This is a genomic window from Thauera sp., assembly GCF_047601425.1.
In the GTDB taxonomy this organism is placed as follows: Bacteria; Pseudomonadota; Gammaproteobacteria; order Burkholderiales; family Rhodocyclaceae; genus Thauera.
In genome coordinates, this window is record NZ_JASGJL010000001.1 from 2,957,867 (window position 1) to 2,975,046 (window position 17,180).

17 protein-coding genes, 4 tRNA genes, 3 pseudogenes and 1 riboswitch are annotated in these 17,180 nt (G+C 66.5%); of the genes and pseudogenes, 15 read left to right on the forward strand and 9 right to left on the reverse strand.

All coding sequences use genetic code 11. From position 1 onward, the window contains the following. The first annotated feature begins 59 nt into the window (after positions 1-59). From ahcY to metF, 4 genes are read left to right on the forward strand one after another with little or no spacing between them, the layout of a single operon-like run. Complete coding sequence (gene ahcY, locus QM748_RS14360; RefSeq protein ID WP_415247604.1) at positions 60-1,469, forward strand: adenosylhomocysteinase; 1,410 nt, start codon at positions 60-62, stop codon at positions 1,467-1,469. Between the two features lie 21 nt (positions 1,470-1,490). Then, the gene (locus QM748_RS14365) at positions 1,491-1,988 is read left to right on the forward strand and encodes a S4 domain-containing protein (protein WP_415247605.1); all 498 of its coding nucleotides are present in this window, start codon (positions 1,491-1,493) and stop codon (positions 1,986-1,988) included. Beyond that, positions 1,885-2,349, forward strand: coding sequence for an SAM-dependent methyltransferase (locus QM748_RS14370; protein WP_415248077.1), 465 nt, complete (start codon positions 1,885-1,887; stop codon positions 2,347-2,349). The genes QM748_RS14365 and QM748_RS14370 overlap by 104 nt, the downstream gene beginning before the upstream one ends. Beyond that, positions 2,346-3,179, forward strand: a complete 834-nt coding sequence (gene metF / locus QM748_RS14375) for a methylenetetrahydrofolate reductase [NAD(P)H] (RefSeq protein WP_415247606.1) — start codon at positions 2,346-2,348, stop codon at positions 3,177-3,179. Before QM748_RS14370 ends, metF begins: the two co-directional genes overlap by 4 nt. Before the next feature lie 15 nt (positions 3,180-3,194). Here the strand turns inward: metF and QM748_RS14380 are convergent, their stop codons facing one another. Together QM748_RS14380 and QM748_RS14385 are read right to left on the reverse strand one after the other, a co-directional pair. Then, the gene (locus tag QM748_RS14380) at positions 3,195-4,091 is read right to left on the reverse strand and encodes a DMT family transporter (RefSeq protein ID WP_415247607.1); all 897 of its coding nucleotides are present in this window, start codon (positions 4,089-4,091) and stop codon (positions 3,195-3,197) included. A 2-nt stretch (positions 4,092-4,093) separates the two neighbouring features. Continuing rightward, a complete protein-coding gene (locus tag QM748_RS14385; protein WP_415247608.1) occupies positions 4,094-5,590 on the reverse strand; it encodes a helicase HerA-like C-terminal domain-containing protein in 1,497 nt (498 codons plus the stop codon). A gap of 217 nt (positions 5,591-5,807) precedes the next feature. Between QM748_RS14385 and QM748_RS14390 the strand changes: the two are divergent. From QM748_RS14390 to QM748_RS14420, 7 genes and pseudogenes are all read left to right on the forward strand, one after another. Continuing rightward, positions 5,808-6,534 (forward strand): annotated as a pseudogene (locus QM748_RS14390) (YebC/PmpR family DNA-binding transcriptional regulator). Between the two features lie 85 nt (positions 6,535-6,619). Continuing rightward, a complete protein-coding gene (locus tag QM748_RS14395) occupies positions 6,620-7,510 on the forward strand; it encodes a DMT family transporter (protein WP_415247609.1) in 891 nt (296 codons plus the stop codon). Between the two features lie 33 nt (positions 7,511-7,543). Beyond that, positions 7,544-7,861, forward strand: a complete 318-nt coding sequence (locus QM748_RS14400; RefSeq protein ID WP_263461505.1) for a heavy metal-binding domain-containing protein — start codon at positions 7,544-7,546, stop codon at positions 7,859-7,861. Further along, positions 7,858-8,412 (forward strand): crossover junction endodeoxyribonuclease RuvC, encoded by a 555-nt coding sequence (gene ruvC / locus QM748_RS14405; RefSeq protein ID WP_415247610.1) that lies wholly within the window; start codon positions 7,858-7,860, stop codon positions 8,410-8,412. The genes QM748_RS14400 and ruvC overlap by 4 nt, the downstream gene beginning before the upstream one ends. 96 nt (positions 8,413-8,508) lie before the next feature. Beyond that, positions 8,509-8,584: transfer RNA gene (locus QM748_RS14410), tRNA-Lys, on the forward strand. Between the two features lie 77 nt (positions 8,585-8,661). After that, a tRNA-Thr gene (locus QM748_RS14415) sits at positions 8,662-8,736 on the forward strand. Between the two features lie 31 nt (positions 8,737-8,767). Then, positions 8,768-8,843: transfer RNA gene (locus QM748_RS14420), tRNA-Gly, on the forward strand. 363 nt (positions 8,844-9,206) lie between these two features. Here QM748_RS14420 and QM748_RS14425 read toward each other — a convergent pair. After that, positions 9,207-9,755 carry a hypothetical protein gene (locus tag QM748_RS14425; protein ID WP_415247611.1) on the reverse strand — a complete coding sequence of 183 codons (549 nt, stop codon included), beginning with the start codon at positions 9,753-9,755 and terminating at the stop codon, positions 9,207-9,209. A 117-nt stretch (positions 9,756-9,872) separates the two neighbouring features. After that, positions 9,873-10,208, reverse strand: a complete 336-nt coding sequence (locus QM748_RS14430) for a hypothetical protein (protein WP_415248091.1) — start codon at positions 10,206-10,208, stop codon at positions 9,873-9,875. Here QM748_RS14430 and QM748_RS14435 point away from each other — a divergent pair. The 3 genes and pseudogenes from QM748_RS14435 to QM748_RS14445 all read left to right on the forward strand — a co-directional run bounded on the left by QM748_RS14435 (position 10,095) and on the right by QM748_RS14445 (position 12,000). Further along, entirely contained in the window at positions 10,095-10,403 is a 309-nt protein-coding gene (locus QM748_RS14435; RefSeq protein ID WP_415248078.1) for a glutamine amidotransferase-related protein, read from the forward strand. The two genes, QM748_RS14430 and QM748_RS14435, sit on opposite strands and share 114 nt — an antisense overlap. Beyond that, positions 10,294-10,626 (forward strand): annotated as a pseudogene (locus QM748_RS14440) (glutamine amidotransferase-related protein); the annotation flags it as partial. The gene QM748_RS14435 and the pseudogene QM748_RS14440, both read left to right, overlap by 110 nt. 144 nt (positions 10,627-10,770) lie before the next feature. Next, positions 10,771-12,000: an MFS transporter gene (locus QM748_RS14445; protein WP_415247612.1), complete on the forward strand. Its 1,230-nt coding sequence runs from the start codon at positions 10,771-10,773 to the stop codon at positions 11,998-12,000. Positions 12,001-12,010: 10 nt separating this feature from the next. Here the strand turns inward: QM748_RS14445 and crcB are convergent, their stop codons facing one another. Beyond that, a complete protein-coding gene (gene crcB / locus QM748_RS14450; RefSeq protein ID WP_415247613.1) occupies positions 12,011-12,394 on the reverse strand; it encodes a fluoride efflux transporter CrcB in 384 nt (127 codons plus the stop codon). Positions 12,395-12,462: 68 nt separating this feature from the next. Further along, positions 12,463-12,529, reverse strand: a riboswitch (Fluoride riboswitch). A gap of 9 nt (positions 12,530-12,538) precedes the next feature. Next, positions 12,539-13,294 (reverse strand): sulfite exporter TauE/SafE family protein, encoded by a 756-nt coding sequence (locus QM748_RS14455; protein ID WP_415247614.1) that lies wholly within the window; start codon positions 13,292-13,294, stop codon positions 12,539-12,541. Between the two features lie 318 nt (positions 13,295-13,612). Here QM748_RS14455 and QM748_RS14460 point away from each other — a divergent pair. After that, positions 13,613-13,689, forward strand: a tRNA-Asp gene (locus tag QM748_RS14460). A gap of 101 nt (positions 13,690-13,790) precedes the next feature. Here the strand turns inward: QM748_RS14460 and QM748_RS14465 are convergent. The 3 genes and pseudogenes from QM748_RS14465 to QM748_RS14475 all read right to left on the reverse strand — a co-directional run bounded on the left by QM748_RS14465 (position 13,791) and on the right by QM748_RS14475 (position 17,124). Next, entirely contained in the window at positions 13,791-14,603 is an 813-nt protein-coding gene (locus tag QM748_RS14465; RefSeq protein WP_415247615.1) for a peptidase, read from the reverse strand. A gap of 74 nt (positions 14,604-14,677) precedes the next feature. After that, positions 14,678-15,626, reverse strand: a pseudogene (locus QM748_RS14470) (alpha-E domain-containing protein). Between the two features lie 67 nt (positions 15,627-15,693). Continuing rightward, the gene (locus QM748_RS14475) at positions 15,694-17,124 is read right to left on the reverse strand and encodes a circularly permuted type 2 ATP-grasp protein (protein ID WP_415247616.1); all 1,431 of its coding nucleotides are present in this window, start codon (positions 17,122-17,124) and stop codon (positions 15,694-15,696) included. Positions 17,125-17,180 lie beyond the last annotated feature (56 nt).

The following is a 17,180-nucleotide window of genomic DNA, read 5'->3' on the forward strand; positions in this document are numbered from 1 at the left end:
ATGCCGGGTGAGCCGCACGCCATGCCCCTTCCCTCCCGGCCATAGCAATGGAGCATCACATGAACGCTGTGGCTGATTTCAAGGATTTCGTCGTTGCCGATCTGTCGCTTGCCGACTGGGGCCGCAAGGAAATCCGCATCGCCGAAACCGAAATGCCGGGCCTGATGGCGATCCGCGAGGAATACGCCGCCCGCCAGCCGCTGAAGGGCGCGCGCATCACCGGCTCGCTGCACATGACGATCCAGACCGCGGTGCTGATCGAGACGCTGACCGCGCTCGGCGCCGAAGTGCGCTGGGCCTCGTGCAACATCTTCTCGACCCAGGACCACGCCGCCGCCGCCATCGCCGCCTCGGGCGTGCCGGTGTTCGCGGTCAAGGGCGAATCGCTCGAGGATTACTGGAACTACACCCACCGCATCTTCGAGTGGTCCGACGGTGGTTACAGCAACATGATCCTCGACGACGGCGGCGACGCCACGCTGCTGCTGCACCTGGGCGCGCGCGCCGAGCAGGACCTGTCGGTGCTCGACAAGCCGGACAGCGAGGAAGCCGAAGTGCTGTTCGCCAGCATCAAGGAAAAGCTGAAAACCGACCCGAGCTGGTATTCCACCCGCCTAGCGCAGATCAAGGGCGTCACCGAGGAAACCACCACCGGCGTGCACCGCCTGTACCAGATGCATGCCCGCAGCGAGCTGAAGTTCCCGGCGATCAACGTCAATGATTCGGTCACCAAGTCCAAGTTCGACAACCTGTACGGCTGCCGCGAATCGCTGGTCGACGGCATCAAGCGCGCCACCGACGTGATGATCGCCGGCAAGATCGGCGTGGTGCTGGGCTACGGCGACGTCGGCAAGGGCTGCGCCCAGTCGCTGCGCGGCCTCGGCGCCACCGTGTGGGTCACCGAGATCGACCCGATCTGCGCGCTGCAGGCGGCGATGGAAGGCTTCCGCGTCGTCACCATGGAAGAAGCCGCCGTGCTCGGCGACATCTTCGTCACCACCACCGGCAACGTCGGCGTGATCACCCACGACCACATGAAGGCGATGAAGAACAACGCCATCGTCTGCAACATCGGCCACTTCGACTCCGAGATCGAAGTCGCCAGCCTGCGCCAGTACCAGTGGGAGAACATCAAGCCGCAGGTCGACCACATCATCTTCCCCGACGGCAAGCGCATCATCCTGCTGGCCGAAGGCCGCCTGGTGAACCTGGGCTGCGCCACCGGCCACCCCAGCTTCGTCATGAGCAATTCCTTCGCCAACCAGACGCTGGCGCAGATCGAGCTGTTCACCAAGACCGCCGAATACCCCGTCGGCGTCTATGTGCTGCCCAAGCAGCTCGACGAAATGGTCGCCCGCCTGCACCTGAAGAAGATCGGCGCCAGGCTGACCGTGCTGAGCCAGACCCAGGCCGACTACATCGGCGTGCCAGTGAACGGGCCGTACAAGCCCGAGCACTACCGCTACTGAGCGCATCGTGGGGCCGTCCGCATGAGCATGAACTCCTTCCATGCCCGCCAGGGACGGCCACGCCAGGCAGCGGAAACCAGGGTGCCGATCGAGCGCCACGGCATGCTGCGCGCCGACCAGCTGCTGGTGGCGCAAGGGCTTGCACCGTCGCGCACCGCCGCGCGGGCGCTGATCGAGGCCGGCCGCGTCAGCCATGAAGGCCAGCCGCTGGCCAAGCCGGCGCAGGTGCTGCCGCCCGACGCCGAACTGACGGTGGCGCCGGACGACAGCGACCGCTTCGTCTCGCGCGGCGCGCTGAAGCTCGAAGGCGCGCTGGCACGCAGCGGGCTCGACGTCCATGGTGCGGTCTGCCTCGACGTCGGCCAGTTCGACCGGCGGTTTCACCGACTGCCTGCTGCAGGCCGGTGCGGCCAAGGTGATCGGCGTCGAAGTGGGCCACGGCCAGCTTCACCCGCGCCTGACGGCCGAGCCGCGCTGCATCACGCTCGAAGGCCTCAACGCCCGCCATCTCGTTGCTGACGACCTGGGCGAGCATTTCCCGCCGCAGGGCTTCGACCTGCTGGTGTGCGACGCCAGCTTCATCTCGCTGACGCTGCTGCTGCCTCGATGGCCCGCGCTGCTGTCGCCGGACGGCCAGGTGCTGGCGCTGGTGAAACCGCAGTTCGAAGTCGGCCCGCAAGGTCTCGGCAAGGGCGGCATCGTGCGCGACACCGCGCTGTATGCCGAAGTCGAGGCCAGGCTGCGGACCGCCGCGCACGAGGCCGGGCTGATCGTGCTCGACTGGTTCGATTCGCCGATCACCGGCGGCGACGGCAACCGCGAATTCTTCTTCCACGCCATCCGCACGCCGGCTGGCAAAACCGCTTCCGACACAGCATGAACCACACTGAAATCTCGATCGAGTTCTTCCCGCCGACCACCGCCGAAGGCGCGGAAAAGCTGCGGGCCACACGCGACCGCCTGGCCGCGCTGCAGCCGTCCTTCTTCTCCGTCACCTACGGCGCCGGCGGCTCCACCCGCGAACGCACTTTCTCCACCGTGAAGGAAATCGCCGCTGCCGGCTTCGAGGCCGCGCCGCACCTGTCCTGCGTCGGCTCGACCCGCGACAGCATCCGCGAGATCCTGCAGGAATACGCCGAAGCCGGCATCCGCCGCATCGTCGCGCTGCGCGGCGACCTGCCCTCGGGCGTGGGCGATGCGGGCGAGTTCCGCTACGCCAACGAACTGGTGGAGTTCATCCGCGCCGAGACGGGCGACCGCTTCTCGATCGAAGTGGCGGCCTACCCCGAATGGCATCCGCAGGCGCGCAGCCCGAGGGACGACCTGCTCGCCTTCAAGCGCAAGGCCGAAGCCGGCGCCAATTCGGCGATCACGCAATACTTCTACAACTTCGACGCCTACCTGCACTTCGTCGACGAGGTCCGCAAGATGGGCATCGACATTCCCATCGTGCCCGGCATCATGCCGATCGGCAGCTTCAGCAAGCTGGCACGCTTCTCGGATGCCTGCGGCGCCGAGATTCCGCGCTGGATGCGCCGCAAGTTCGAGTCTTTCGGCGACGACAGCGACTCGATCCGCGCCTTCGGCCTCGACGTGGTCACCGAGCTGTGCAACAAGCTGATCGCCGCTGGCGCGCCCGGGCTGCACTTCTACAGCATGAACCAGGCGGCCCTGACCACCGAGATCTGCAAGCGGCTGAGTCTGGCCTGAGGGCCGCGCCGGATTTCAGTTCCGCTGGCGCGCCATCACCAGCACGCCCGCCACCACCAACACGGTACCGGCAAGCTGGGCGAAGCCGATCGCTTCGTCCAGCATCAGCCAGCCGAGCAGGATCGTGATCGCCGGCCCCAGCGTGCCGGTCAGCGATACCGGCCCCGCACCCAGGCGCCGGATTGCCTCCGACACCAGCCACACCGGCGCCACGGTGCTGAACAGCGCCATCGCCAGCGACAGGCCGTACACCTGCCAGGGCTGGGAGAACAGCGTCTCCAGCGGCCGCATGGCGAAGAACTGCGCCAGGCTGAACACGCAGGCGAAAGTGCTGGCATAGGCGGTGACGCGGGCCGAGCCGAGGCGGCCGACCACCTGGCCGTTGCCCATCAGATACAGCGCATAAGCGACCGCACTGCCGAACACCAGCACGCTGCCGAGCACGACGTCGCCGAATTCCCCCGACAGCTTCAGATCGTGGCCGACGGCAAAGCCGATGCCCAGGTAACAGGTCGCCAGCGCCAGCACGGTGCGCGCGGTGATGCGCTTGCCGAGGAACAGCGCCGACAGCACGATGACGATGGTCGGATAGCTGAACAGGATCAGCCGCTCGAGCGCGGCGCTGATGTAGTCGAGGCCGAGGAAATCGAGGTAGCTGGCAAGGTAGTAGCCGAAGAAGCCCAGCCCCGCCATCCAGCCCCAGTCACTGCCAGTCAGGGGGCGGGCTGAGTTGCGGCTCGCGAACACCCCCATGACGAGGAAAAAGGGCAGCGAGAAAGCCATGCGCAGGGCCAGCAGGGTTTCGGCATCGACACCGTGGCGGTAGGCGAGCTTGACCAGGATCGCCTTGAAGGAAAAGCCGACCGCCCCCAGTACCGCAAAGCCGAGCCCCGCACTGCTGCTGCCTATCACCTTCAGCGCTTGCCCCCGAACAGCGAGCCGAGCAGGCCACGGACGATCTGGCGACCGAGGTTGCTGCCCACGGTGCGCGTCACGGTCTTGGCGGCGATCTGCACCAGGCCGTCGCGCTTGCCGCCGCGCGGGCCGGTGGTGCCGAACAGGATGTCGTTGATCATGTTGCCGTCGTCGCCGTCGCCAGCGGCGCCAGGCTTTGCCGCCGCCGCGGTCTTGCTGTCGGCCTGGGCGCGCAGGATTTCATAGGCCGATTCGCGATCCACCGCCTTTTCATAGTGGCCGTAGATGACCGAACCGGTGATCGCCGCCCGGCGTTCGGCTTCGCTCAGCGGCCCGAGGCGCGAATCCGGGGCGATGACGAAGCAGCGCTCGGTGATCTGCGGCCTGCCCTTTTCGTCGAGGAAGGACACCAGCGCTTCGCCCACGCCCAGTTCGGTGATCGCCGCCGCGGCGTCGAAAGCCGGGTTCGGCCGCATGGTGTCGGCGGCGGTCTTCACCGCCTTCTGGTCGCGCGGGGTGAAGGCGCGCAGCGCGTGCTGGACGCGGTTGCCGAGCTGGCCGAGCACGGTCTCGGGCACGTCGAGCGGGTTCTGGGTGACGAAATAGACGCCGACGCCCTTGGAACGGATCAGGCGCACGACCTGCTCGATCTTCTCGATCAGCGCCTTGGGCGCGTCGTTGAACAGCAGGTGGGCCTCGTCGAAGAAGAACACCATCTTGGGCTTGTCGGGGTCGCCCACTTCCGGCAGTTGCTCGAACAGTTCGGACAGCATCCACAACAGGAAAGTGGAGTAGAGCTTGGGCGAGTTGTACAGGCGGTCGGCGGCGAGCACGTTGATGACGCCGCGGCCGTCGGCATCGGTCTGCATCAGGTCGGCGATGTCGAGCATCGGCTCGCCGAAGAACAGGTCGCCGCCCTGCTGCTCCAGCGCCAGCAGGTTGCGCTGGATGGCGCCGATCGACGCGGTGGAGATGTTGCCGTACTCGGTGGTGAAGCTCTTCGCGTTCTCGCCGACGTACTGCACCATCGCACGCAGGTCCTTGAGGTCGAGCAGCAGCAGGCCGTTGTCGTCGGCAACCTTGAACACCAGCGTCAGCACGCCGGTCTGGGTATCGTTGAGGTTCAGCAGGCGCGAGATCAGCAGCGGCCCCATGTCGGAGATGGTGGCGCGTACCGGATGGCCCTGCTCGCCGAACACGTCCCAGAACACCACGGCGTTGGCGCGCGGCGTGTATTCGGTGATGCCGATCGCGGCCAGGCGCTGCATCAGCTTGTCGGATTTCACCCCCGCCGCGCCGATGCCCGAAAGGTCACCCTTGACGTCGGCCATGAACACCGGCACGCCGATGCTGGCGAAGGACTCGGCCAGCTTCTGCAGCGTCACCGTCTTGCCAGTGCCGGTCGCACCGGTGATCAGACCGTGGCGGTTGGCCAGGCGCGGCAGCAGGTGGATTTCCTTGTCGGCGGTCTTGGCAATCAGCAGCGCTTCGGTCATCGCATCACTCCGGGGTGGTCACAGGGTCGTCGGGGGTTTCCCGCATCGCGCCGGAGTTTATCAGGCCGCCAGCAGAGCCGGCGAAGGGCGAGGGCAGGCGGCCCGGCAGAACGAGCCGGAACTGCATCGGCCTCAGGCGACACACGGCGTGCGGCAAGGCGCCGCCGGGTTGTAGACTGCGCAACTTTCAACCGCTTACGGCAGTATCGAGGGTCTTATGGCTGGTCATTCGAAGTGGGCCAATATTCAGCACCGCAAGGGGCGCCAGGACGAGAAGCGCGGCGCCGCGTTTTCCAAGCTGGCAAAGGAAATCACTGTCGCCGCCAAGATGGGCGGGGGCGACCCCAGCTTCAACCCGCGCCTGCGCCTGGCGGTGGACAAGGCCAAGGGCATCAACATGCCCAAGGACAAGATCGACAACGCAATCAAGAAGGGCACCGGTGAGCTCGAAGGCGTCAGCTACGAGGAAACCCGCTACGAAGGCTACGGCATCGGCGGCTCGGCGGTGATGGTCGATTGCCTGACCGACAACAAGACCCGCACCGTCGCCGACGTGCGCCACGCCTTCTCCAAGTACGGCGGCAACATGGGCACCGACGGCTGCGTGGCCTTCCAGTTCAAGCACTGCGGCCAGTTGCTGTTCGCGCCAGGCACGAACGAGGATGCGCTGATGGAAGCCGCGCTCGAAGCCGGTGCCGAGGACGTTCTCACCAATGACGACGGCTCGATCGAAGTCCTCACCGGTCCGTGGGAGTTCACCACGGTGAAGGAAGCGCTGGAACAGGCCGGCTTCACCGCCGAATTCGGCGAAGTGACGATGAAGCCGGAAAACGTCATCGAACTGGCCGGCGACGAGGCCGTGCGCATGCAGAAGCTGCTCGACGCGCTGGAATCCCTCGACGACGTGCAGGAGGTTCTACACCTCGGCGGAGATCGGCGAGTAAGCTGGCGGCCCTCGGCCCGCAAACACCCGAGCGGCGCCCTGCGCCGCTTTATTTTTTGCCGTCCCCCAGCCCCCCGCTCCCGACCATGCCGCCCCTCTCGTCCTCACCCTGGGTCCAGCGCCTGACTCCGCTGCTGTTCGTGCTGCTGTGGAGCACCGGTTTCATCGGCGCCAAGTTCGGCCTGCCCTATGCCGAGCCGCTGACCTTTCTGGCCGCCCGCTACGTGCTGGTCATCACGCTGATGACGGCGCTGGCGCTGGCCATGCGTGCCCCTTGGCCCTCCAGCCCGCAAGAAGCCTTCCATATCGGCGTCACCGGCCTGCTGGTGCATGCGCTGTACCTGGGCGGCGTGTTCATGTCGATCGACCGCGGCCTGCCGGCCGGCGTGTCGGCGCTGGTGGTCGGCATGCAGCCCTTGCTGACCGCGGCCTGCGCCGGACTGCTGCTGGGCGAACGCGTGTCGCCGCGCCAGTGGGCAGGGCTCGCACTGGGCTTTGCCGGCGTCGGCCTGGTGGTCGGCAGCAAGGCGACGGTGGACGGCGTCGCACCCGGCGCCCTGCTGCACATGCTGGTGCCGGCGCTGGCGGCGCTGGTCGGCATCACCGCCGGCACGCTGTACCAGAAACGCTTCTGCCCGCGCTTCGACCTGCGTACCGGCTCGGTGGTGCAGTTCGTGCCGACGCTGGCGGTCACCGCGCTGATCGCCAGCCAGACCGAAACGATGGCCATCGACTGGAGCGGCGAATTCATCTTCGCCCTGCTGTGGCTGGTGCTGGTGCTCTCGCTCGGCGCGATCAGCCTGCTGAACCTGCTGATCCGCAGCGGCAGCGCGGTCAACGTCGCCAGCCTGTTCTATCTCACGCCGCCGACCACCGCGCTGATCGCCTGGGCGATGTTCGGCGAGACGCTGAGCGCCATCGCGCTCGCCGGCATGGCCGTGGCAGTGGCTGGCGTCTGGCTGGCGCGCAAGGGCTAGAATGCGGTTTCCCCCCAAAGCGGAGAACAGATCATGCTGATGACCACCACGTCCACGCTCGAAAACCGCCCGGTGCGCCAGTATCTGGGTGTCGTCAATGGCGAAGCCATCATCGGCGCGAACATCTTCAAGGACATGTTCGCGTCGATCCGCAACGTCGTCGGCGGCCGTGCCGGCGCCTACGAACGCACGCTGTCCGACGCCCGCCGCATCGCGATGAACGAGATGGAGTCGGAAGCGAAGAAGCTCGGCGCCAACGCGGTCATCGGCATCGACGTCGATTACGAAGTGCTGGGCGCGGACAACGGCATGCTGATGGTGTGCGTCAGCGGCACCGCCGTGCAGATTTGAGCAAAGCCGCCGCCTCGCGCAGCGTCGCCACCCGCATCCTCGGGCTGGACCCGGGGTTGCGCATCACCGGCTTCGGCCTGGTGGACCAGCTCGGCAGCCAGCTGCGCTACGTCGCCAGCGGCTGCATCAAGACCAAAGACGGCGAACTGCCAGGCCGCCTCAAGACCCTGCTCGACGGCGTGCGCGAGGTCATCGCCACCTACCAGCCGGACGTCGTCGCGGTCGAGAAGGTCTTCGTCAACGTTAACCCGCAGTCCACGCTGCTGCTGGGACAGGCGCGCGGCGCGGTGATCTGCGGCGCGGTGTCCTGCGAACTGCCGGTGGCCGAATACACCGCGCTGCAGGTCAAGCAGTCGGTGGTCGGCTACGGCAAGGCGGCCAAGGAGCAGGTGCAGCACATGGTGCAGCGCCTGCTGGCGCTCGATGCCTGCCCCAGCCCCGACGCCGCCGACGCGCTCGCCTGCGCCATCTGCCATGCCCACGGCGGACAGGGGCTGGGTGGCCTGACAGGCGTCGGTACACGGCGGCGCGCGGGCCGCATCCTCGCCTGAGCAAAAAATATCCGTGCACATGTTGCGCCGGGCGGGAAGCCTCTCTATAATTCGCGGCTCTTGATCGACGGAAACGCCGATCTGCCGAAAGGCACCGGGGGTATAGCTCAGTTGGTAGAGCAGTTCACTCTTAATCAATTGGTCCAAGGTTCGAGTCCTTGTGCCCCCACCAGACAACATGAAAGGCCGATTCGAAAGGGTCGGCCTTTTCAATCCCGGCTCTGAACGAGCCGGGGGCAGGCGGGAACTGCCCATGTGGCTCAGTGGTAGAGCACTCCCTTGGTAAGGGAGAGGTCGGCAGTTCGATCCTGCCCATGGGCACCAGGTTGCAGACTTGGCCGGCCACAGGTTTTACGCGGGAATAGCTCAGTTGGTAGAGCGCAACCTTGCCAAGGTTGAGGTCGCGAGTTCGAGACTCGTTTCCCGCTCCAGTATGGCGCAGCCGCATGGCTGCAGAAAAAAGGAGCTTCGGCTCCTTTTTTCGTTTCTGCGCACCCCACCCTCACACAAGTCGCGCGCCGGCTTCAGCGTTCCTATGGAAATATTCGGTATCTGATCGATAACATTTCCATGGGAATAATCCTGCCCGACAGAGAAGCGAGCCTGCGCCAGCCAGCGTCGCGATCAACAGCTCCGCCGCAGTGGAAGCGAAACAGGCCGGCACGCCGTACCGGAACACGGCGGCCATGGCACGCAAGACCGACGGCAGGCGCGAACCACCCACGATCAGGTTCACCCGCACCAACCGCACACAGCTCAGCAACAGACCCCAGCCGGCTCACCGGAAAGAAGCATCAGTATTCGTTCCTGCCGAGAAACTTCCTGTCCACCACCTGCCAGCCCCCTTGCTGCATTTCCAGCGTGTAGCGATACCTGTTGCTGGGGAAGTTGTCGGCATCGTCCTCGGCGTGCTCGGAGGAGACGAGGGTGAATCGCCTGTCGCCCGTCTGCTTCAGCTCCTTGATGAACCTCGGGTTGATCCTGCTGACGAACTGCTCGCCGAAAGCATGATTGGTCCGGACCATGAACGGCCGCGAATCCGAATGGCGCCCCACTTCGCTGACGAACCACGAGGACGTGCCCGCACCACGGTTGCAGTCCATGTCGCCACCCCACAGGATGTAATAGGTGGCGCTGCCGATTTCCAAGTCGCGCTCGATGGTGTGGACATTCTTGAGCAATTCCCTGGCCGACTTGTGGCCGAGGAAAGTGGTGTCACAGGCCACGGTCTCGGAATGCTTGATCAGCACCGCCAGGGCCTCGAGCCTTTCTTCCGCTTCGGTGCTGGCATGGGACACGCTTGAAGCCGCGAGCAGCAAGGCGGACAGAAGGGTGCGCTTCACGATGGATCTCCCTGGATCGATGCACCGGGGAGAGTAGCGCTCCCGATGGCGCCGTGCCAGCACACGGGCAGATTAGCGCTTTCCGACCGGATCGCTACACTTGCAGGACTTGCTTTCTTACATCCGCCGCGCGCCATGCAAAAACCCATCCTGATCGCCATCACCGGCGGCACCCATGCCGAAATCCGCCAGCCGCCGGGCTCTCACGCCGACTTCGGCGACTGGATCGCCGCCGGCCTGGGGCGGGCCGTCCCGCATCGTTTTCTCGATGTGCGCAGCAGCCCTGTCCTGCCGGCTCCTGCCGACATCGCAGGAGTGGTCGTCACCGGCTCGCACGCAATGGTGAGCGATCATGCCGACTGGAGCGAACGGCTGGGACAGTGGCTCAAGACCTGCGTGGACGCGGAGGTGCCGGTGTTGGGTATCTGCTACGGCCACCAGTTGCTGGCCCATGCGCTCGGGGGCCGGGTTCGACTACCATCCGGCGGGACTGGAGATCGGCACCCACGCCATCCATCTGACGCCCGAGGGCCGGCAAGACCCCTTGTTCGCCACCCTGCCCGCCAGCTTCCCGGCCCAGCTCGTGCACCGGCAGTCGGCGCTGATCCTCCCGCCCGGCGCAAGCGTGCTGGCGCACAACGCGCATGAGCCGCATCAGGCGTTCCGCATCGGCAGATGTGCCTGGGGCGTGCAGTTCCACCCGGAATTCTCCGCCGCGGCGATGCAGGGCTATCTCGACCGGCTGGCACCGGACGCCGGATCGGTCGCCCGTCCGACACCCGAAGCCGCCAGCCTGCTGATGCGCTTCGGCATGCTGGCCGCCAATTCACTGCGCTCCACAGAAGAAACGACCGGGCCGAATCGACCCTAGGTCGCTGCATGCTGCCCGGCAGCCGGTCACGGAAAACCGCCGCCCTGGCTCAAGCCATGGGCGCATGTGAGAATATGGCGATTTTCAAAGACGGGGGGTGCGGGACAAAGCCGGTTCTGCCCCGAAACGGCCTACGCGATAAAAATGACGAGCAAAACCTCCTCCCCGACCCAGGACACTGCCGACCTGCTGCCTGAAGACGTCCAGCGCGGCAACATCTGGCGGCTTTCCATCGCGCAGGCGCTGGCCGGTGCGAATGCCGTGGTGATCTTCGCCACCGGCGCCATCGTCGGCAACGCGCTGGCGCCGTCGCCGATGCTGGCGACCCTGCCCGTGTCCATCTTCGTCGTCGGCATGGCGGCCTGCATCCTGCCGCTGGGGTCGCTGGCGCGCCGCCGGGGACGGCTGGCAGCCTTTCTGGCCGGTACCGCGGCCGGCGTGCTGGCCGGACTGCTGGCATTCGTTGCGGTCATCATCGATTCGTTCTGGCTGTTCTGCGTCGCCACCTTCTTCGCCGGCAGCTATGCAGCAGTGGTGCAGAGCTTCCGCTTCGCCGCCGCCGACGGCGTCGCGCCGCATCGGCGGGCACGGGCGCTGTCGCTGGTGATGGCCGGCGGCGTGGCCGCGGGCGTGGTCGGGCCGCAGCTCGTGACCTGGACGATGGACCTGTGGCAGCCGCACCTGTTCGCCGCCACCTACCTGGTGCAGGCTGCGGTCGCCGCGATCTCTGCCTTCATCCTGCTCGGCGTGCGCCTGCCGATGCCGAGCGCGGCCGAAGCGGCCGGCGGCGGCCGCCCGCTCGCCGAGATCGCGCGCCAGCCGCGCTTCGTCGCCGCGGCAGTCTGCGGTGCGGTGTCCTACATGCTGATGAACTTCCTGATGACGGCCGCACCGCTGGCGATGCACATGCACGGGCATTCGCAGGCATCGGCCAACCTCGGCCTGCAATGGCACGTCATCGCCATGTATGCGCCCAGCTTCTTCACCGGCAGCCTGATCGGCCGCTTCGGCGCCGGGCGCGTGGCCACGGTCGGCCTGCTGCTCATCGGCCTGTCGGCTGCTGCCGGACTGGCCGGCGCCGAGGTGATGCACTTCTGGTGGTCGCTGATCCTGCTCGGCCTGGGCTGGAACTTCGGCTTCCTCGGCGCCTCCGCGCTGGTGCTGGAATGCCACCGCCCGGAAGAGAGAACCCGGGTGCAGTCGTTCAACGACTTCATCGTGTTCGGCCTGATGGCGCTCGGCTCGTTCTCGTCGGGCGGGCTGCTGTCGGCTTACGGCTGGAACACCGTGCTGTGGGTGTCCTTCGTGCCGCTGGTACTGGCGGTGGTGGCGCTCGCGATGGCAGCGCGGCGCCAGGCTGCCGCACAGGGCTGAGGCCCGCGCATCACGAGGACCGCAGCCAGGCCACGGTGGCGATGCCCGCCAGCGTCATCGCCACCGAGCCGGCGACGTGGATGGCGACGGCCCCCATCGCCCCCGCGTACAGGCCGCGCTGCAACAGGTGGACGATTTCGGCCGAGAAAGTGGAGAAGGTGGACAGTCCGCCGCAGAAGCCGGTGATGATCAGCAGCCGCCATTCAGGCGGCAGGCTGGGCGTCTGGGCAAAGAAGGCCACGGCGAGGCCGACCAGATAGCCGGCAATCAGATTGGCTGCCAGCGTGCCGGGCGGCATGTCGGGAAACAGGCTGTTGAGCTTGAGGCCCAGGCCCCAGCGCAGGAGGCCGCCGAGCACCGAACCAATTGCAATCGCGATGATGGGTTTCCACATTGCCGCATCGTCCTTTTTTATTTGATCGTCATCAGGACAGGCAGCACGCACCTACGCGGCCCGTCCGGCCAGTCGTAGGCATCATCAGCCGCGAAGCGCGGCGGTTGAGGGAGGAATGCCATCTCCGCCCGGCAGTATAGCGCCTCAGAAAAACCGCTGCACCAGCACCGGCATGGCCGACGCCAGCAGTGCGACGCCGGATGCGGTCAGCAGCCCCAGCACGATCTGGCGGAAGCGTTCCTCGCTGATGCCGACGTACAGCCGCGCGCCCAGCAGCACCGGCACCAGCACGGCCAGCGCAACGATGCCGAAGAAAGGCAGGTGGCGGGCCGTGACGAGCCCGGTGGCGAGATAGGTGCCCATGGTCACGGCGAGCATCGCCAGGTTGAAGTTCTGCACCACGGCACGCAGCTCATCCTTGGGCCAGCCGCGCAGCGTGCCCCACAACGTAGGCAGCACACCGGTGAAACCGCCGATGCCGCCCATCACCCCGCCCGCGATGCCCACCGACGCATCGGCCAGCCGCCCGCCACGCTCGATACGCGGCAGCCGGGCGGACATCAGCATCGCCGGGCACCAGAGCACCAGCAACATGCCCAGCACGGCCTTGAACAGCGCCACGTCCAGGTGCGGCAGCACCCACACGCCCAGCGGCACCCCCGCCAGCCCACCCAGCGCGAAGGGCAGCAACCTGGGCAGATCGAAGCCGCGCCGCACCGTGACGGCGGCGATGACCTGCCCGGTCAGGCCGCCGAACACCGCCAGCACCGCCGCCAGGTGCGGGTCCAGCGTCCACGCCCAGATCGACATCGAGACCATGCCGAAGGCAAAGCCCGACAGGCCCTGCACGAAGCCGGCCACCACGGCCCCAAGCGCCACCATCAAATAGATCGAATCCATCAGCCCCGTCCCTGTCCTGCCGCCTATTGTCGCCCAGGACGAGGCGGCGACGAGACATCACTCCCGCCCCTGCCTCGCCTCTCGTCGCAACGGCTCCCGCCAGCCGCGCAAACGCAGGGCTGGCCCAGGCCCGCGGCAGGCCGGGCCAGGCCACCCTCGCCGCCAAATCTTGCCAGCCTCCGGCCATTCGTGGATAATGCGCCGCACTGCTGCCGTGTCACTGCATTAACGCAGACGGATCAAGCAGTTATCGAGGAAAGTGAGTGTTTCACATTTCCTTCCGGTTTCAAGATCGATGCCCGCATGGGCCTCGATTCAGGAGTGGTAGTTCAGTTGGTTAGAATACCGGCCTGTCACGCCGGGGGTCGCGGGTTCGAGCCCCGTCCACTCCGCCAGCTTCATTCGAGAAAAGGGCCGCGATCACACGCGGCCCTTTCTTTTTTTACTCCGGTTCTGAACCGGTCCATGCCTGGACCGCAGCTCCACCCAACCAGATCTACGCTTCCTTGCCGGCCGCTTCGCGCGCAGGCAGCTCGCCGGTATTCTGCACGCGCAGCCGCGGCATGGCTTCCTGCGGCCAGGTCTTCCAGTCAGGGTCGGGCAGGTCGGCGAAGACCCGGCGCAGGCTGGAGCCCCACTGGTTGTGGATCATGTCGAAATAGGGATTGTCGGCGTCGATGCTGACGTGGCGCGTCACCTTGAGGCTGTCGCGCTTGTAGATCAGCAGGTCCAGCGGCAGGCCGACGGAGAGGTTGGAGCGGATCGTCGAGTCCATCGAGATCAGCGCGCACTTGGCGGCCTCGTCGAGCGAGGTGCGGCAATTGACCACGCGGTCGACGATCGGCTTGCCGTACTTGGATTCGCCGATCTGGAAGTAGGGCGTGTCGCTGGAGGCCTCGATGAAGTTGCCGGCGGCGTAGATGCTGAACAGCCGCGGCGGCTCGTCGGCGATCTGGCCGCAGAGGATGAAGGAGGCGTTGAACTCGACGCCGAACTGCTGCAGGGCTTCGGCATCGCGCTGATGCACGCGGCGGATGGTGTCGCCCACCAGGCGCGCGCATTCGAACATGGTCGGGGCGCTCCACAGGCTCTGGCGGTCCTGCACCGAGGCGTGCTCGCGCAGGATGTTGATGACCGCCTGGGTGATGGCGAGGTTGCCGGCGCTCATCAGCACCAGCACCCGGTCGCCGGCACGCTCGAAGACGGTCATCTTGCGGAAGGTGTTGATATGGTCGACGCCCGCATTGGTGCGGGAATCGGACAGACAGACGAGTCCCTCGTCGAGGCACATCGCTACGCAATAAGTCATGCAGGCAGTCCTGTCGGGGTCATTGCTCGGCGCCGCCGGCCCATGGCCGTACCAGGGGCGGCGCCAGGAATCGTTCAGGCGGCGACCGGAACGAGAAAGTTGTCGCCGATGCGGTCGCCCAGCCGGTTGATGCGCTCCAGGAAGCGCTCGAGCCAGGGGTGCAGGCCGGTGTCGAAGATGTCGTCCATGCGGCCGTAGTGCAGCGTGGCGTGGAGTTCGCCGGCCTGGCGCGCGGCTTCGGCCGAATGCAGGTTGGCGATCTGGCCGAGGATGTCGTTGACCTCGTTCGACGCAGGCATGCAGCGAGCGCGGCATGGCATGGTTGAGGATCAGCAGCTCGGCGACCTTGTAGGGCGTGATGACGTCGCGGTAGACGTGGCGGTAGGTCTCGAAGGCCGACACCGAGCGCAGCAGCGCGCCCCACTGGTAATAGTCGGTGGTGCCGGTCGGGTTTTCGCTCTGCGGCAGCAGGCTGTGGTATTTCACGTCGAGCAGGCGCGCGGTGTTGTCGGCACGCTCGAGGAAGGTACCCAGGCGCACGAACTGGAAGGCATCGTCGTGCAGCATGGTGCCGAAGGTGACGCCGCGCAGCAGGTGGGAGCGGAATTTCACCCACTCGAAGAATTCGCCGAGGTCGGTCGACCGCAGCTTTTCCGGCGTCATGTCGCGGATCTCGAGCCAGGTGGCATTGGTGGTTTCCCACATCTCCGCGGTCAGCGTGCCGCGCACCGCATGGGCGTTCTCGCGCGCCGCGCGCAGGCAGTTCCATACGCTGGAAAGGTTGTCGCGGTCGAGCACGACGAACTCGATGACGTCGTGCGCCGTCAGCGGCCTGCCGCTGCGGGCGTAGGCATCGGTCAGTTCGCTGATGGCAAGGATCGCGCCCCAGCCGTCGTCGCCGTTGCCTTCGTTGCGCGGCAGCAGCGACATCCGGTACGAAACGTCGAGCATGCGCACGGTGTTCTCTGCGCGCTCGGTATAGCGCGCCATCCAGTAGAGGTGGTCGGCGGTGCGGCTCAGCATGATCGTTCTCCCAGCTTCATCGGATATGAGGTTCGGGCCTTCAGGCGCCTGGAGTCGGGCGGGCGGCTCAGCCGACCACCCAGGTGTCCTTGGTGCCACCGCCCTGCGAGGAATTCACCACCAGCGAGCCGGCCTTCATCGCCACCCGGGTCAGGCCGCCGGGCACCATGCGGATCTCCTTGCCGCCCGACAGCACGAAGGGGCGCAGGTCGATGTGGCGCGGGGCGATGCCGGCGTCGACGAAGGTCGGACAGGTCGACAGCGACAGCGTCGGCTGGGCGATGTACTTCTCCGGCGCGGCGATGATGAGCTGGCGGAAATGCTCGATCTCGGCCGTGGTCGCCGCCGGCCCGACCAGCATGCCGTAGCCTCCGGCGCCGTGGACTTCCTTCACCACCAGCTCGGGCAGGTGCGCGAGGGTATAGGCGAGGTCCTCCTCGTTGCGCAGCATGTAGGTGGGCACGTTGTTGAGGATCGGCTCCTCGCCGAGGTAGAAGCGCACCATTTCCGGCACGTAGGGGTAGATCGACTTGTCGTCGGCGACGCCGGTGCCGACCGCGTTGGCCAGCGTCACGCGGCCGGCGCGGTAGGCCGACATCAGGCCGGGCACGCCGAGCATGGAGTCGGCGCGGAACACCTGCGGATCGAGGAAGTCGTCGTCGATGCGGCGGTAGATGACGTCCACCCGGCGCGGCCCCTGGGTGGTGCGCATGTAGACCGTGTCGTCCTTGACGAACAGGTCCTGGCCTTCGACCAGTTCGACACCCATCTGCTGGGCGAGGAAGCTGTGCTCGAAGTAGGCGCTGTTGAAGGCGCCCGGCGTCAGCAGCACCGCGGTGGGGTCGAGCACGCCTTCGGGCGCGACCGCGCGCAGGGTTTCCAGCAGCAGGTCGGGGTAATGCTCCACCGGCTGCACGCGGTAGCGTGAGAACAGGTCGGGGAACAGCCGCATCATCATCTTGCGGTTTTCGATCAGGTAGCTGACGCCCGAGGGCACGCGCAGGTTGTCCTCCAGCACGTAGTACTCGCCCTTGCCGTCGGCGCCCGCGGCGCGCACCAGGTCGATGCCGGCGATCATCGCGTAGAGGCCGCCGGGCACGTTGACGCCCTTCATCTCGGTGCGGAACTGGGCATTGTTCAGCACCAGATCGGACGGCATGCGGCCGGCACGGAGGATTTCCTGATCGTGATAGACGTCGGTGAGGAAAGCGTTGAGCGCCCTCACCCGCTGGCGCAGGCCGGCTTCGAGCGCCGTCCACTCGTCGCCGGGGATGATGCGCGGCAGGAGGTCGAACGGGATCAGCCGTTCCTTGCCGCCGTCGGCGCCATAGACGTTGAAGGTGATGCCGACGCGGTGGAAGGCGACGTCGGCCTCGCTGCGCTTGCGCTCGATGCGCTCGCGCGGCATCCGTTCGAGCCAGTCGGCGTAGCTGTGGTAATGGGCGCGCACCGAACCGTCGGCGGCATACATTTCGTCATAGGGTTTCGCTGCGGTCATTTTGCGTTCTGCGATCATTGTCGGACTCCCTTGCGCACTACCACAGCAGAAAGCGT

What these genes read in the sequence shown, in the direction of transcription:
- QM748_RS14475 (WP_415247616.1), bottom strand. Translation starts at nt 17,124, where the DNA reads ATGACCGCAGCGAAACCCTATGACGAAATGTATGCCGCCGACGGTTCG.
- QM748_RS14455 (WP_415247614.1), bottom strand. Translation starts at nt 13,294, where the DNA reads ATGGATTCGATCTATTTGATGGTGGCGCTTGGGGCCGTGGTGGCCGGC.
- metF (WP_415247606.1), top strand. Translation starts at nt 2,346, where the DNA reads ATGAACCACACTGAAATCTCGATCGAGTTCTTCCCGCCGACCACCGCC.
- QM748_RS14465 (WP_415247615.1), bottom strand. Translation starts at nt 14,603, where the DNA reads ATGACTTATTGCGTAGCGATGTGCCTCGACGAGGGACTCGTCTGTCTG.
- QM748_RS14395 (WP_415247609.1), top strand. Translation starts at nt 6,620, where the DNA reads ATGCCGCCCCTCTCGTCCTCACCCTGGGTCCAGCGCCTGACTCCGCTG.
- QM748_RS14400 (WP_263461505.1), top strand. Translation starts at nt 7,544, where the DNA reads ATGCTGATGACCACCACGTCCACGCTCGAAAACCGCCCGGTGCGCCAG.
- QM748_RS14430 (WP_415248091.1), bottom strand. Translation starts at nt 10,208, where the DNA reads ATGGGCCAGCAACTGGTGGCCGTAGCAGATACCCAACACCGGCACCTC.
- QM748_RS14445 (WP_415247612.1), top strand. Translation starts at nt 10,771, where the DNA reads ATGACGAGCAAAACCTCCTCCCCGACCCAGGACACTGCCGACCTGCTG.
- ahcY (WP_415247604.1), top strand. Translation starts at nt 60, where the DNA reads ATGAACGCTGTGGCTGATTTCAAGGATTTCGTCGTTGCCGATCTGTCG.
- QM748_RS14365 (WP_415247605.1), top strand. Translation starts at nt 1,491, where the DNA reads ATGAGCATGAACTCCTTCCATGCCCGCCAGGGACGGCCACGCCAGGCA.
- crcB (WP_415247613.1), bottom strand. Translation starts at nt 12,394, where the DNA reads ATGTGGAAACCCATCATCGCGATTGCAATTGGTTCGGTGCTCGGCGGC.
- QM748_RS14435 (WP_415248078.1), top strand. Translation starts at nt 10,095, where the DNA reads ATGGTGAGCGATCATGCCGACTGGAGCGAACGGCTGGGACAGTGGCTC.
- QM748_RS14385 (WP_415247608.1), bottom strand. Translation starts at nt 5,590, where the DNA reads ATGACCGAAGCGCTGCTGATTGCCAAGACCGCCGACAAGGAAATCCAC.